A 12,618-nucleotide genomic window follows, 5' to 3' on the forward strand; every position below is an offset into this window, starting at 1 on the left:
GGCAGCAGGAGCCGAGGGCGCACCGGTGGCCCCGGCCGGCGGTGCGGCGTCGTCGCACGGCGAGGGGGCCCGGTGACCGCCTCCGACCAGGACCTCGCGCCACCGCCCGACCCGCACCGCACCGCTGACCAGGCCGCGCGGACCCCCACCGGGCGCCGCACCCCGCACCGGCGGCTCGCGGCCGGACTGGTGCTGCTGGCCGTGTTGCTGGTCGGGGCCGCCCTGGCCAGTCTCGTCGTCGGCACCAGACCCATCCCGTTCGGGACGGTGCTCGAGGCCCTCCGCGACTTCGACGCGGCCAACCCCGACCACCTGGTCGTCTGGGAGCTGCGGCTGCCCAGAACCCTGGTGGGACTCCTGGTCGGCGCCGCGCTCGGCCTCGCCGGCGCCCTCATGCAGGGCGTCGCCAGGAACCCGCTGGCCGACCCCGGGATCCTGGGCGTCAACGCCGGCGCCTCCTTCTTCGTCGTGGTCGCGATCAGCCTGCTCGGCGTGACCACCCTGACGGGGTACGTGTGGTTCGGTTTCCTGGGCGCGGCGGCCGCCACCGCCGTGGTGTACGGGATCGCGGCGGCGGGCCGGGAGGGCGCCACCCCGGTGAAACTCGCGCTCGCGGGCGCGGCGGTCAGCGCCGCCCTGACCTCGCTGACCACGGCGGTCCTGCTGACCGATGTCGTCGCCTTCGACCAGTTCCGCTTCTGGCAGGTGGGGTCGCTGGCCGGCCGGGACCTCGCGGTCTTCTGGCAGGTGCTGCCGTTCCTGCTGGTCGGAGCGGTCCTCGCCCTGTGCTGCGGCCGGGTCCTCAACACGCTCTCCCTCGGCGACGACGTGGCCAGGGCGCTGGGGCAACGCGTCGCCCTCTCCCGGGGGGTGGCCGGTCTCGCCGTGGTCGTCCTCTGCGGTGCGGCGACGGCCGCCGCCGGCCCGATCGCGTTCGTCGGGCTGACCATCCCGCACGTCGCCAGGGCGATGACCGGGCCCGACCACAGGTGGGTGCTGCCCTACTCGATGCTGCTGGCCCCGGTGCTGCTGCTGGTCAGCGACATCGTCGGCCGCGTGGTCGCGCGGCCGGGCGAACTCCAGGTGGGCATCGTCACCGCCCTGGTCGGGGCGCCGTTCTTCATCGCGCTGGTCCGACGCAGCCGGCTCGCGGGGCTCTGATCCGACGATGACGACCCGCCTCCCCACACCCACCCCCGACCGCACCGCCCTGGTCGGCGCCGACGACGGCGCGGACCTGCTCCGCGCCCGGCGCGCGGTGTCCGCCGCCCGTCTCCGCCGCGGTGGCCGGGCCACGGCCGTCAGCCTGGTCCTCGCCGTCGCCGTCGTGCTCGTCCTCGGGGTGTCGTTGTCCCTCGGGGAGTTCCCGATCCCCCTGCCGGACGTGGCGGCGTCCCTGGTGGGCCTGGCCGATCCGGCGACCGAGTTCGTCGTGCGCGACCTGCGGCTGCCCCGCGCGCTGGTGGGGGTGCTGGTCGGAGTGGCGCTCGGGCTGTCGGGCGGGCTGTTCCAGAGCGTGGTGCGCAACCCGCTGGCGAGCCCGGACATCATCGGCATCACGTCCGGGGCGTCCGCCTCGGCGGTGTTCGGCATGGTCGTGCTGGGGTTGGGCGGTGTCGCCGTGTCCGTCAGCGCCCTGGCCGGCGCGATGCTCACCGCCCTGGCCATCTACCTGCTGGCCTGGCGGCGTGGCGTCAGCGGCTACCGGCTGGTCCTGGTCGGCATCGGCGCCGCCGCGATCCTCAACAGCGCGGTGTCCTACCTGATGACCCGGTCGCGGGTGGACACCGCACAGCAGGCGTTGGCGTGGATGACCGGCAGCCTCAACGCCCGCACCTGGGACCACCTCGTCCCCCTGGTGATCGGGATGGCGGTGCTGCTGCCGCTCGTGGTGGCCTTCTCCCGCCCGCTGCGCGCGCTCCAGCTCGGCGACGACGCGGCCACCAGCCTCGGGGTGGGGGTCGAACGGGCCAGGCTGGGGCTGGTCCTCGTCGCCGTGGCCCTGGCGGGGCTGGCCACCGCCGCCGCCGGCCCGGTGGCCTTCGTGGCGTTCCTGTCCGCCCCGATCGCCCGCCGGTTGACCCGGGGCGCCGGGCTGGCGCTGCTGCCGTCGGCCCTGGTCGGGGCGCTGGTGGTGGTCCTGGGCGACCTCGCCGGTCAGCACCTGGTCAGCGGCGCGCAGTTCCCCGTGGGCGTGGTGACGGGCGCGGTGGGCGCCCCGTACCTGTTGTGGCTGTTGGCGGTGTCGAACCGTGTCGGACGCGGTGGATGAGGAGTGCGTGATGACTGACCGGCACACCCTGCGGGCGGAGGACCTGCGGCTCGGCTACGGCAACCGCGAGGTGGTGCGCGGCCTGTCCGTCGACATCCCCCCGGGACGGGTGACGGTGATCGTCGGCGCCAACGCCTGCGGCAAGTCCACCCTGCTGCGGGGCCTCGCCCGGCTGCTGCCACCCAGCGAGGGCGCGGTCCTCCTGGACGGCAGGGACATCAACAGCCTGCCCACCAAAGCCGTCGCCACCGTCCTGGGTCTGCTGCCCCAGACCCCGACCGCCCCCGAGGGCATCCGGGTCGCCGACCTGGTGGGCCGGGGGCGCTACCCGCACCAGGGCTGGTTCCGGCAGTGGAACCGGGGCGACGACGAGGCCGTCGCGGAGGCGTTGCTGGCCACCGGAACGCTCGACCTGGCCAGCCGACCGGTGGACGAGCTCTCCGGCGGGCAGCGACAACGGGTGTGGATCGCGATGGCCCTGGCCCAGCGGACCGACCTGCTGCTGCTCGACGAACCCACCACCTACCTCGACATCAACCACCAGGTGGAGGTCCTGGACCTGCTCACCGACCTGAACCGGCGGCGGGGCAGCACGGTGGTGCTGGTGCTCCACGACCTGAACCTGGCCTGCCGCTACGCCGACCACCTGATCGCCATGAAGGACGGGCTGATCGTCGCCCAGGGCGCTCCGGGCGAGGTGGTCACCGAGGACGTGGTGGCGGACGTGTTCGGGATGGCCTCCCGGGTCGTGCCCGACCCGGTGTCGGGGACCCCCTTGATCGTGCCGATCGGCCGGCACCACGTCGCCCACGCGCACCCGGTACCGGTGGGCGGCGACCGGACCACCGGGCTCAGTGGTTGAGGTGGGCCGGGACCACCTCCGCGCCGAGGTCGTCGGGGTGGAACGCCTCAGCCCCCGGGTGGTGCGGATCACCTTCGGCGGGCCGGAGCTGGCCGGGTTCGGCGGCGGCGGAGCTCCCGACGAGTGGTTCCGCCTCGTGGTGCCGCCGAGCACGGGACGCGGCGGGGCCGCGGAACCGGACGGGGTCGATCCGCGCCGCCGGGCCGAGGAGGTCGGCCGCTGGTACACGGTGCGGCGGTGGGATGCCGACGCGGCACTGCTGACCGTGGACCTCGTGCTGCACGGACGGGGGGTCGCCGCCAGCTGGGCCGGCTCCGCCGCCGTCGGCGACACCGCGTGGGTCGGCCAGCCCCGGGGCGCCTACGTCCCGCCACCGCCCGGGGTGCCGGTGGTCCTCGCCGGCGACCTGACCTCGCTGCCCGCCCTCACCCGGATCGTGGCGTCCCTGCCGGGAACGACTCCAACGAGGGTGCTGGTGGAGGTGGGCGGCGCCGACGACGAACAGCCCCTCGACGGGCCGGCCGACCTGGAGGTCAGCTGGCTGCGCAATCCTCGCTTCGGCCGGGCGGAGAGCCTGCTGCCCGCGGCGCTGCGGGAGCTCCTCCCGGGGCGTTCCGACCCGAGGACCTGCCGCTACTGGATGGCCGGCGAGGCCACCGCCGCCCGCCTCGTCCGGCACCACCTGCGCCACGAGCTGCGCGTACCGGACGGGCACCACCACGCCGTCGGCTACTGGCGGCTGGACGGGGAGGAGTGGAACCGGCGGTTCGCGGAGTCCGGCATCGACATCGGTGCCATCTGGAACGCGGGACAGCGCACCGGCCGCACCCAGGAGGAGATCGTGGACGACATCCACGCGCGACTCGTCGAGGCGGGCCTGTGAACACCGTCGCGCCCCCTCCCCCGTGTCCATCGCGCACGAACGCGTGACACCGTTCTTCGCGCCGCGAACCGGGCGGGACGCCCGGCTGCGAGGAACCGCGACCACCACGGCCGGGGGACGGCCGTCCGAGGAGGAGAGGAACAGTCATGGGCAGCAGCGGTGACGGGCCAGGCCCCGACCCCCGGGCGTCCGAACGTCACCGGGGCGGTGGACGTCCGCTCACCGCGAACCGGGTGTTGTGGCGCGCCCTGGCACGACACCGGTTACGGCTGACCGGGGGCATCCTCGGACTGTCCGGCCACCAGGCCGCCGAGACGCTGGTCCCCGTCGCGATCGGCGTCATCATCGACCGCGCGGTGGCGACGGGAGACCCGGCGGCACTGGGGTGGTCGGTGCTCGGCCTGGCCGCGTTGTTCACCGTGCTCGCCCTGTCCTGGCGGTTGGGCGCCCGGTCGCTGTTCGGCGCGATCCAGCAGGAGAACCACCTGTTGCGCGTGGAGACCGCCGGCCGTGCCCTCGACCCCAGGGGGCAGCGCTCCGGGCTGGCCACCGGGGAGCTGCTCAGCGTGGCCACCTCGGACGCCGAACGCACCTCCGACGTCCTGCGTGACGTGCCCAGCTTCTTCTCCGGTCTGGTGGCGTTGGGCATCTCGGCGTTCGTCCTGCTGCGGATCGACGTCCCGCTCGGACTCGGCGTGCTCGTCGGGGTGCCGGTGCTGGTCGTCCTGCTCCAACTGCTCGGTCCGCTGCTGACCCGCAGGGCCGGGGAGAAGCAGGCCGCCACGGCGCGGACCGCCGCGCTCGCCACCGATCTCGTGCGCGGCGTGCGCGCCCTGCGGGGCATCGGCGGCGAACCGAGCGCCGTGCGCCGCTACCGCGAGTCCAGCGACGACGCGCTCCGCAGCACCCTGCGGGCGGCGACCCCGCTGGGGGCGCACCGGGGCGCGACCACGGCGGCCAGCGGACTGCTGCTGGCCGTGGTGGCCGGTTTCGCCGGTTGGCTGGCCGTGGACGGGACGATCACCATCGGCGAGCTGATCACCGTGGTCGGGCTGGCCCAGTTCATCGCCGAACCGGTGCAGTTGCTCGGGCTCTGCGGCCAGGGCATCGCCGTGTCCAGGGCCTCGGCCGCCCGGCTGGTCACCCTGCTCACCGCGCCACCCGTGGTGCGGCCGGGCTCCGCCCGCCTCCACGGCTTCCGGGAACTGCGGTTCGACGGAGTCGGGCACGGCTCGCTGCGGTCGCTGGACCTCACCGTGCGGGCCGGCGAGTTCGTCGGGGTCGTCGTGGACGACCCGAGGGACGCCGACTCGGTGCTCGCCCTGCTGTCCGGGCGGGTTCCGGCCGCCGACCACCAGGGGGAGCTGCTGGTCGACGGTGTCCGGGTGTCCGAGCTGGACCTCGACGACCTGCGGCGGACGGTGCTGGTGGAGAACCACCACGTCACCCTCTTCGAGGGGAGCCTGCGGGATGCGGTGACCTCGGGCCGGGAGACCACCCCGGCGGCGTTGGACCGCGCGTTGCGCGCCGCCGCCGCCGACGAGGTGGTGGACACCCAGGCCGAGGGGCTGGACACGGCGGTCCTGGACGGCGGGGCGACGCTGTCCGGCGGGCAACGGCAACGGGTCGCCCTGGCCAGGGCGCTGCTGGCGGACCCACCAGTCCTGGTGCTCCACGACCCCACCACGGCGGTGGACGCGGTCACCGAGGAGGCCATCGCCCGTGGGCTGGCGGAGCTGCGCCACCCCACCACGGTTCCGCCCGGCCCCGGCGACCTCGACGCGGGCGGCGCGGACGGACACCCGGCCGGTGACGTGGACGGAGACCCGGCCGGTGACGAGGACGCCCCGCCAGCGGACGACACGAGGACCACGCTGCTGATCACCAGCAGCCCCGCGCTGCTGGCCCGTGCCGACCGGGTGGTGGTCCTCGCCGACGGGGTGGTGCGGACCGAGGGCACCCACGCCGAGCTGTCAGCCACCGACGAGACCTACCAGCGGGGAGTACTGCGATGAGCGCGGAGGTGGACACCGGGGGCGGGCGGCGCCGCCGGGGACGGAGGCGTGCCGGGGCGCGGGCCGTCCGGGACGAGTTCGCGGCCGCCGTGTCCACGGGCGAACGCCTCCCGGTCGCGACACCGCGCCAGATCTGGCGGGTGCTGCGCGGCGAACTGGCCCGCCAGCCGTGGACGACCAGCGCCGCGTTGGGCACCTGCCTGCTCGGCAACGCCTTCGGCCTGGTCGCCCCGTGGGTGCTCGGCGACCTGGTCGACACCATCGCGGCGGGTGGTCCGGACGCCGACGGGTCCGCCGTGCTGTGGACGGTCGCGCTCATCGCCGGTGCGGCGCTGCTGGGCGGCCTGCTCACCGGCGCCGCCACCGCGCTCATCGCCCGCGCCGGCGAGACGGTGCTGGCCCGGCTGCGGGAACGCGTCGTGGACCGCGCCCTGCACCTGCCCACCACCACCCTGGAACGGGTGGGCAGCGGTGACCTGCTCTCCCGGGTCGGCGACGACGTGTCGATCGTCGGCCGGATCGTGACCAACCAGGCGGCGGTGCTGATCTCGGCGTTCTTCACGGTCGTCCTGACCCTGGGCGGCCTGCTCACCCTGGACTGGCGGCTCGGGCTGGCCGGCATGGTGACCCTGCCGATGTACGTGTTGTCGCTGCGCTGGTACCTGCCGCGCTCCGGCCCCGGCTACGCGGCGGAACGGGTGGCGATCGGCGAGAGGTCGCAGGCCCTGGTCAGCTCGCTGCACGGGGTGGACGCGGTGCGCGCGCACCAGCTGGGCGAGGCCAGGATGGGGCTGGTCACCGACCGCTCCGCGCGGTCCCGGGACATCTCGGTCCGGGTGTTCCGGCTGTTCACCCGGTTCGCCTCCGGCGCCAACCGGGCGGAGTGCGTGGGGCTCGTGGCGATCGTCGTCACCGGGTTCCTCCTCGTCAGGGCCGACATCGTGACCGTCGGCGCGACCACGGCGGCGGCCCTGTACTTCCACCGCCTGTTCTCCCCGTTGGGCGCGCTGTTGTTGTCCTTCGACGAGGTGCAGTCGGCGGGGGCGAGCCTCGCTCGCCTGGTGGGGGTCGCGCGGCTCCCGGCGACCCCCGAACCGGAAGCGCCCCCCCGCCCCGCCGACGCGGGCCTGCGGATCGACGGGGTGAGCCACCGCTACGACGACGGCCCGCTGGTGGTGGACGACGTGACGCTGGTCGTGGAACCGGGTGAACGGGTGGCCCTGGTCGGCGCCAGCGGAGCCGGGAAGACGACCCTGGCCGCGATCGTCGCCGGGCTCCTCGACCCGGCGGCGGGCTCGGTGCGGGTGGGCGGCGTTCCGCTGGCCGAGCTGGGACTCCGCCAGCTGCGCCGCCACGTGGTGCTCGTCAGCCAGGACGTGCACGTCTTCTCCGGCCGCTTGGTCGACGACGTGCGCCTGACCGCACCGGACGCATCCGAGGCGGAGGTGCTCGCCGCGTTGGACGCGGTGGGCGCGCGCCGTTGGGTGGAGAGCCTGCCGGAGGGCATCCGGACCCGGGTCGGCGAGGAGGGCCACCCGTTGACCGCGCCCCAGGCCCAGCAGTTGGCGCTGGCCCGGCTGGTGCTGGCGAACCCGCCGGTGGCGGTCCTCGACGAGGCCAGCGCCGAGGCGGGCAGTTCCGGGGCCCGCGACCTGGAACGGGCCGCGCTCGCCGCCACCGAGGGGCGGACGTCGTTGGTGGTCGCGCACCGGCTGCCGCAGGCGGTGGCCGCCGACCGCGTGGTGGTGCTGGACCACGGGCGGATCGTGGAGGTCGGTGCGCACGAGGAGCTGGTGGCCGCCGGTGGTCGTTACGCGCGGCTGTGGGCGGCGTGGGAGGGCCGGGACCGCGAGGTGCTGCCGGGCTGAGGGGTCCCAGCCAGCAGCCCCTTCCCCGGCGGCCCACCCGCCCCCTGCTCAGCCGACGGCGGTCGGACCGGGGGTGGTGGTCGGCGCGTCCCAGTCGATCCGGTGCTCGTAGAGCCACCGCTGGTCGACGGCCTCGGCCCTGGCCATCCGGCGGAACACGAAGGGCAGCGCCAGGTCCCGCAGCACCCTCGCCACCGGGCCGGTCGCCTTCTGGTCCCCGTTGCGCTTGCCCTGCGCCACGACCCGCTCCACCCGGTCCCGCCGCGCCGCCGTGTAGGTGGCGAGCGCGGTGCGGTGGTCGGGCACGTCCCGCAGGCACTTCGCGAGCACCAGCGCGTCCTCGATCGCCATCGACGCGCCCTGCCCGGAGGAGGGTGAGGTGGCGTGCGCCGAGTCGCCGACCAGCACGCAGCGGTCGGTGTGCCAGGTCGGCACGGACGGCAGGTCGTAGGTGCCCCAGGGCGGCAGGATCCGTTCGGTCGCGGCGATGATCCGGGCCGCCGGCGTGCGGTCGCGCGCGACGAGCTCCAGGAGGTGCGCACGCCACCTCGCCGGGTCGATCGCGTCCAGCTCCTCCTGACCGGCCTCCTGGGCGCGGGGCGGGTTCGCGAACCACCACACCTCCCCGTTGGGGTGGCGGTAGTAGGCGAAGAAGCACCGGCGCCCGAAGACCATGGTGGCCACGCCCGGCTCGGCGTCCACCCGCACCCCCGACGCGAAGCCCCCCGTGTTGAGCAGGCCGACGTACCGGCCCGAGGGCGCGTCGGGGTCGATCGCCCGGCGCACGCGGGACCGCAGCCCGTCCGCGCCGACCAGCAGGTCGCCGGTCGCCTGGCTCCCGTCGGCGAAGCGCGCGGTCACCCCGTCCGGGTGTTCGGTGAGGTCGACCAGGCGGCGGCCGTACTCGATGCGCACCCCCTCGTCGAGGGCCGCGTCCCGCAGCGCCCGGTACAGGTCGGAGCGGCGGACCGTCCTGGTCACGGTGCCGTCGGGCAGCGCCCCGCCCTGGGCGAGCTCGGCGAGGAGCCGTCCCGAACCGGTGCGGAAGGCCATCCGGGGCGTGTCGAACCCGTCGGCGAGGGCGCGTTCCAGCAGGCCCAGTTCGGCCAGTGCCGCCTGGCCGTTGGTGGCGACGCTGAGGTAGGCGCCCACCCCGTCGGCGGTGCGGTCGTACCCCTCGTACACGACCGGGTCGAGCCCGGCGCGGCGCAGCGCCACCGCCGCGACGGTTCCCGCGATTCCTCCCCCGATCACCAGCACCCTCGTCATCGCCACTCCCTCCTGAACGTCATACTATGACTATACATGGAATGACTATGGCGCTCAGGTGGCTAGGGTGTGCCCATGTCCGGTCGTTCCTCCCGAAGGTCGCCGCTGGCGATGGCCCTGCTCGCCCTGCTCGCCGAGGCGCCGACGCACGCCTACCGCCTGCGGGAACTGATCCGGGAGCGCAGGAAGGACCAGGTGGTCAACGTCGCGCAGCGCAACAGCGTGTACCAGACGCTCGATCGCCTGCTCCGCGCCGAGCTGATCCGGGTGCGCGACACCGAACGGGTCGGGGACCGACCGGAGCGCACCGTCTACGAACTCACCGACGAGGGGACGGCGGCCCTCCACAGATGGCTGGAGGAGATGCTGTCCACCCCGGCACGGGAGTTCCCCGAGTTCCCGGCGGCCCTCGCCTTCCTCCCCCTGCTCACCCCGGACGCGGCGCTCACCCTGCTGGCACGGCGAGCGGCGGCGCTCCGCCGCACGCTGGCGGAGCTGGACGCCGAGGAGGCACTGGTGGCGGGGGCGCTCCCCCGGGTCGTGCTCCTGGAGGGCGAGTACCAGCGCGCCGCCACCCTCGCGGAACTGCGGTGGCTGGAGGCGGTGACCGAGGACCTGCGCACCGGAGCCCTCGACTGGAACCGCGAGGACCTCGATGCCATCGCCGCCCGCTTCGAACCACGGGGGTGAGGCGGGGTCGCCCACCTGGTGTCCCATGCGCCGGATCCCGCCACTCCCGGGCCCGACCCGGGGTGCCGAGCTCACTCCCAGCGGAAGAAGCGGATCGCGATCGGCCAGACGAGCAGCACCGTCACCCCCATCACCAGGAAGGGCTGGAGCGGCAACGCCTCCCCCGCCCAACTCGCCCGCAACGCCCGCGTGACCGCGCCCACCGGGGTGAGGTCGCCGATCCGGCGCACCAGTTCGGGCAGGTCCTCCCGGGGGACCATCGCTCCACTGAGGAACATCATCGGCACCAGCAGGATCGAGCCGATGCCGTTGGCGATGTTCGCCGTCCTGGAGATCCCGGCGATGAGCATCGTGATCGACAGGGTGGTGATCATCGCGCACAGGTAGACCAGCAGGAACGCCGGCAGCGACCTCGGCAGCGCCAGGCCGTGGACGAGTGAGCCACCGGCCAGGACGGCCACCACCGCGAGCACCGAGATCAACGCGCCGATGGCGAAGTTCGCCACCAGCAGCCCGACCCTGGGAGCGGGAGTGGTGGACAACCGCCGGAGGATGCCCTTCTCCCGCACGGTGACGATCTGCTGCGGCATCAGCTGGAGCGAGATGATCAGCAGCGCGATGCTCAGCGCGATCGGCGCCATCACGACGTCGAAGGCGCGGAGCCCGTCCGACCCGGGGATCGGGTCCGTCATGTCGGGCAGGTTCGCGAACAGCAGCAACAGCACGACGGGGAACCCGATCCCGAAGAACAGCAGCGCCCAGTCCCTGCGGAGCAGCCGCAGCTCCATCCGGGTCATCCGGCCGGTGGCCAGCACCACCCTGTTCATGCCGCCTCCTCCGTGAGCTGTCCGGTGATCGCGAGGAAGGCGTCGTCCAGGCTCGCCTGTTCGACGCGGAGGTGGGACGGGGTGACGCCGACCGCTCCGAGGAGCTGGGAGACCGCGAACACCAGCTCCCCCTCGCCGCGCACCGTCACCGCGTCACCGTCGACCACCACCTCGGTGACCACCGGCAGTGCCCGCAGCTCCGCGACGGGCACCGGCTGGGTGGTGCGGAACCGCAGGGTCTGGGTCGAACCGGCTGCCTCGGCCAGCCCCTCCGGGGTGTCCAGTGCTGCGACCCTGCCCCGGGCGATGACGGCGATCCGGTCGCAGAGGTGCTGCGCCTCGGCCATGAAGTGGGTGACGAGCAGGACGGTCACCCCCCGGTCCCGCACCCGCTCGACGACCTCCCAGGTGTCCCGGCGGGATTTCGGGTCCAACCCGGTGGTCAACTCGTCGAGCACGGCCAGCCTGGGATTGCCGACGAGCGCGAGGGCGATCGCGACCCGCTGCCGCTGGCCCCCGGAGAGCTTCCCCCAGTAGGCGGAGGCGCGGTCCCGCAGGCCGAGCGTGTCGATCAGCTCGTCGGGGTTTGCCGGGTCGGCGTAGAAGGAGGCGTAGAGCTCCAGTGCCTCCCGCACGGTCATCTTCGGCTGGAGTTCGCTGTGCTGCAGCTGGACCCCGACCGTCTCGCGCAGCGCGTCGCGGTCGGTGTCCGGGTCGTGGCCGAACACGCTCACCCGGCCGCCGTCACGCCTGCGCAGCCCGGTGAGGCATTCGACGGTGGTGGTCTTCCCCGCCCCGTTGGGGCCGAGGATGCCGAAGATCTCCCCGCGTTCCACGGTGAACGAGACGTCGTCGACGGCGACGTGGTCGCGGTAGGTCTTGCGCAGTCCCGCGACGTCGATCACTGGCATGGCGTGCTCCCGCTGTCGGTGGTGGGTGGGACGGCGACCAGCGCCCGGTCGAAGGTGGTCACCAGCTCCTCGCCGGCCTCGGTGAGGTCGGTGTCCGGGTCCTCCAGCCAGCCGGCGACGACGGCGTCGATGGCTCCCCCGATGGCCTGGGCGACGACCCGCGCGTCGAAGGCGCGGAACTCGCCGGCGGCCTGCCCGGCGCGGAGGAGTTCCGCGAGGGCGCGCCACCGCTGGCCGGCGTCGCCGGGGTCGAAGGAGTCCGTCGACTCGGCGCCGCCACCGTCGTACGTCGCGGCCTCGGCGATCACCCGCACGTGGGTGGGGTTGTCGCGCAGGTAGCCGACGAGGGCGCGGATGTAGGCGGCGAGGGTGGACCGGAGGTCGGGTTGGTCGGCGAGCTCCTGCTCGAACCGGGCGCCGAGGGCCGCGTAGATCTGGCCGAGCGCGGTCTCGATCACCTCTCCCTTCCCGGCGAAGTGGTAGAGGATCACCCCCTTCGACACGCCCGCGCGTTCGGCGATCCGCGCCAGCGACGCCTTCCGGTACCCGACCTCGGAGATCACCTCGATGGCGCAGTCGACGATCTGCCGCCGCCTGGCCTCCTCGATGAAGGTCCGCCCCTTCTGACCATTCAGATTTTTTTCTGACCTCATGGTCAGAAGTATGCACCAGTAGGTCAGCTCCCGGGTATCCCGAGGTGGGGACGCGGTCCTGCCCACCCCGGCCGCGGCCTCTCCGGCGGGTCGGTGGTCGGCCCAGCAGGGCAGGAGCGCCGGGTGGCCCGGCGCAGCTCGGACTCCCGGCCCGGCCCCTGGCAGGGCGGACCTCCTCCCACCGGGGAGTGCCGGGACCGGCCGACCTGGGCACCCCCTTGCCGGGCAAGGGGATCGCACCCCACCACGGCGCGGGCCCACGGCGGTCGCGGTATCGCCGCCCACGGTCAGGGACACCAGTAGCCGGCACGAACCCGTCGGCCTGCCGAGTCCCTCGGCGAACCGCCACCCGGCCCCCGAACCCGCCC

At 74.3% G+C, this 12,618-nt stretch carries 11 protein-coding genes; 7 read left to right on the forward strand and 4 right to left on the reverse strand.

Annotated features, from left to right (window positions below; translation table 11 throughout):
- Positions 1 to 72 precede the first annotated feature (72 nt).
- From ACTIDRAF_RS0210730 to ACTIDRAF_RS0210755, 6 genes are all read left to right on the forward strand, one after another.
- Positions 73 to 1,161 carry a FecCD family ABC transporter permease gene (locus tag ACTIDRAF_RS0210730; RefSeq protein ID WP_016698739.1) on the forward strand — a complete coding sequence of 363 codons (1,089 nt, stop codon included), beginning with the start codon at positions 73 to 75 and terminating at the stop codon, positions 1,159 to 1,161.
- Positions 1,162 to 1,168: 7 nt separating this feature from the next.
- Positions 1,169 to 2,272: a FecCD family ABC transporter permease gene (locus tag ACTIDRAF_RS0210735; RefSeq protein WP_016698740.1), complete on the forward strand. Its 1,104-nt coding sequence runs from the start codon at positions 1,169 to 1,171 to the stop codon at positions 2,270 to 2,272.
- A gap of 10 nt (positions 2,273 to 2,282) precedes the next feature.
- Positions 2,283 to 3,134: an ABC transporter ATP-binding protein gene (locus ACTIDRAF_RS28260; RefSeq protein ID WP_039786788.1), complete on the forward strand. Its 852-nt coding sequence runs from the start codon at positions 2,283 to 2,285 to the stop codon at positions 3,132 to 3,134.
- Positions 3,127 to 4,017: a siderophore-interacting protein gene (locus ACTIDRAF_RS0210745; RefSeq protein WP_016698742.1), complete on the forward strand. Its 891-nt coding sequence runs from the start codon at positions 3,127 to 3,129 to the stop codon at positions 4,015 to 4,017. Before ACTIDRAF_RS28260 ends, ACTIDRAF_RS0210745 begins: the two co-directional genes overlap by 8 nt.
- 146 nt (positions 4,018 to 4,163) lie before the next feature.
- Positions 4,164 to 6,032 (forward strand): ABC transporter ATP-binding protein, encoded by a 1,869-nt coding sequence (locus ACTIDRAF_RS0210750; protein ID WP_016698743.1) that lies wholly within the window; start codon positions 4,164 to 4,166, stop codon positions 6,030 to 6,032.
- Positions 6,029 to 7,900, forward strand: a complete 1,872-nt coding sequence (locus ACTIDRAF_RS0210755) for an ABC transporter ATP-binding protein (RefSeq protein WP_016698744.1) — start codon at positions 6,029 to 6,031, stop codon at positions 7,898 to 7,900. Before ACTIDRAF_RS0210750 ends, ACTIDRAF_RS0210755 begins: the two co-directional genes overlap by 4 nt.
- A gap of 48 nt (positions 7,901 to 7,948) precedes the next feature.
- On the opposite strand, the gene ACTIDRAF_RS0210760 is transcribed toward ACTIDRAF_RS0210755, so the two are convergent.
- Entirely contained in the window at positions 7,949 to 9,169 is a 1,221-nt protein-coding gene (locus tag ACTIDRAF_RS0210760; protein WP_016698745.1) for an FAD-dependent oxidoreductase, read from the reverse strand.
- A 75-nt stretch (positions 9,170 to 9,244) separates the two neighbouring features.
- Between ACTIDRAF_RS0210760 and ACTIDRAF_RS0210765 the strand changes: the two genes are divergently transcribed.
- Complete coding sequence (locus ACTIDRAF_RS0210765; RefSeq protein WP_026065976.1) at positions 9,245 to 9,859, forward strand: PadR family transcriptional regulator; 615 nt, start codon at positions 9,245 to 9,247, stop codon at positions 9,857 to 9,859.
- 71 nt (positions 9,860 to 9,930) lie between these two features.
- Here ACTIDRAF_RS0210765 and ACTIDRAF_RS0210770 read toward each other — a convergent pair whose 3' ends face one another.
- The 3 genes from ACTIDRAF_RS0210770 to ACTIDRAF_RS28265 are packed head-to-tail and all read right to left on the reverse strand — an operon-like array spanning position 9,931 to position 12,250.
- Positions 9,931 to 10,686, reverse strand: a complete 756-nt coding sequence (locus ACTIDRAF_RS0210770; protein WP_016698747.1) for an ABC transporter permease — start codon at positions 10,684 to 10,686, stop codon at positions 9,931 to 9,933.
- The gene (locus ACTIDRAF_RS0210775; protein ID WP_026065977.1) at positions 10,683 to 11,597 is read right to left on the reverse strand and encodes an ABC transporter ATP-binding protein; all 915 of its coding nucleotides are present in this window, start codon (positions 11,595 to 11,597) and stop codon (positions 10,683 to 10,685) included. The genes ACTIDRAF_RS0210770 and ACTIDRAF_RS0210775 overlap by 4 nt, the downstream gene beginning before the upstream one ends.
- On the reverse strand, positions 11,588 to 12,250 hold the full coding sequence (locus ACTIDRAF_RS28265) for a TetR/AcrR family transcriptional regulator (RefSeq protein ID WP_052168775.1): 663 nt from the start codon (positions 12,248 to 12,250) through the stop codon (positions 11,588 to 11,590). The genes ACTIDRAF_RS0210775 and ACTIDRAF_RS28265 overlap by 10 nt, the downstream gene beginning before the upstream one ends.
- Positions 12,251 to 12,618: the final 368 nt, after the last annotated feature.

This window comes from Actinoalloteichus spitiensis RMV-1378, assembly GCF_000239155.1.
Classification (GTDB): domain Bacteria; phylum Actinomycetota; class Actinomycetes; order Mycobacteriales; family Pseudonocardiaceae; genus Actinoalloteichus_B; species Actinoalloteichus_B spitiensis.

Coding starts and splice junctions, on each gene's coding strand:
- ACTIDRAF_RS0210735 (WP_016698740.1), top strand. CDS start 1,169: ATGACGACCCGCCTCCCCACACCCACCCCCGACCGCACCGCCCTGGTC.
- ACTIDRAF_RS0210765 (WP_026065976.1), top strand. CDS start 9,245: ATGTCCGGTCGTTCCTCCCGAAGGTCGCCGCTGGCGATGGCCCTGCTC.
- ACTIDRAF_RS28260 (WP_039786788.1), top strand. CDS start 2,283: ATGACTGACCGGCACACCCTGCGGGCGGAGGACCTGCGGCTCGGCTAC.
- ACTIDRAF_RS0210750 (WP_016698743.1), top strand. CDS start 4,164: ATGGGCAGCAGCGGTGACGGGCCAGGCCCCGACCCCCGGGCGTCCGAA.
- ACTIDRAF_RS28265 (WP_052168775.1), bottom strand. CDS start 12,250: ATGAGGTCAGAAAAAAATCTGAATGGTCAGAAGGGGCGGACCTTCATC.
- ACTIDRAF_RS0210770 (WP_016698747.1), bottom strand. CDS start 10,686: ATGAACAGGGTGGTGCTGGCCACCGGCCGGATGACCCGGATGGAGCTG.
- ACTIDRAF_RS0210775 (WP_026065977.1), bottom strand. CDS start 11,597: ATGCCAGTGATCGACGTCGCGGGACTGCGCAAGACCTACCGCGACCAC.
- ACTIDRAF_RS0210760 (WP_016698745.1), bottom strand. CDS start 9,169: ATGACGAGGGTGCTGGTGATCGGGGGAGGAATCGCGGGAACCGTCGCG.
- ACTIDRAF_RS0210755 (WP_016698744.1), top strand. CDS start 6,029: ATGAGCGCGGAGGTGGACACCGGGGGCGGGCGGCGCCGCCGGGGACGG.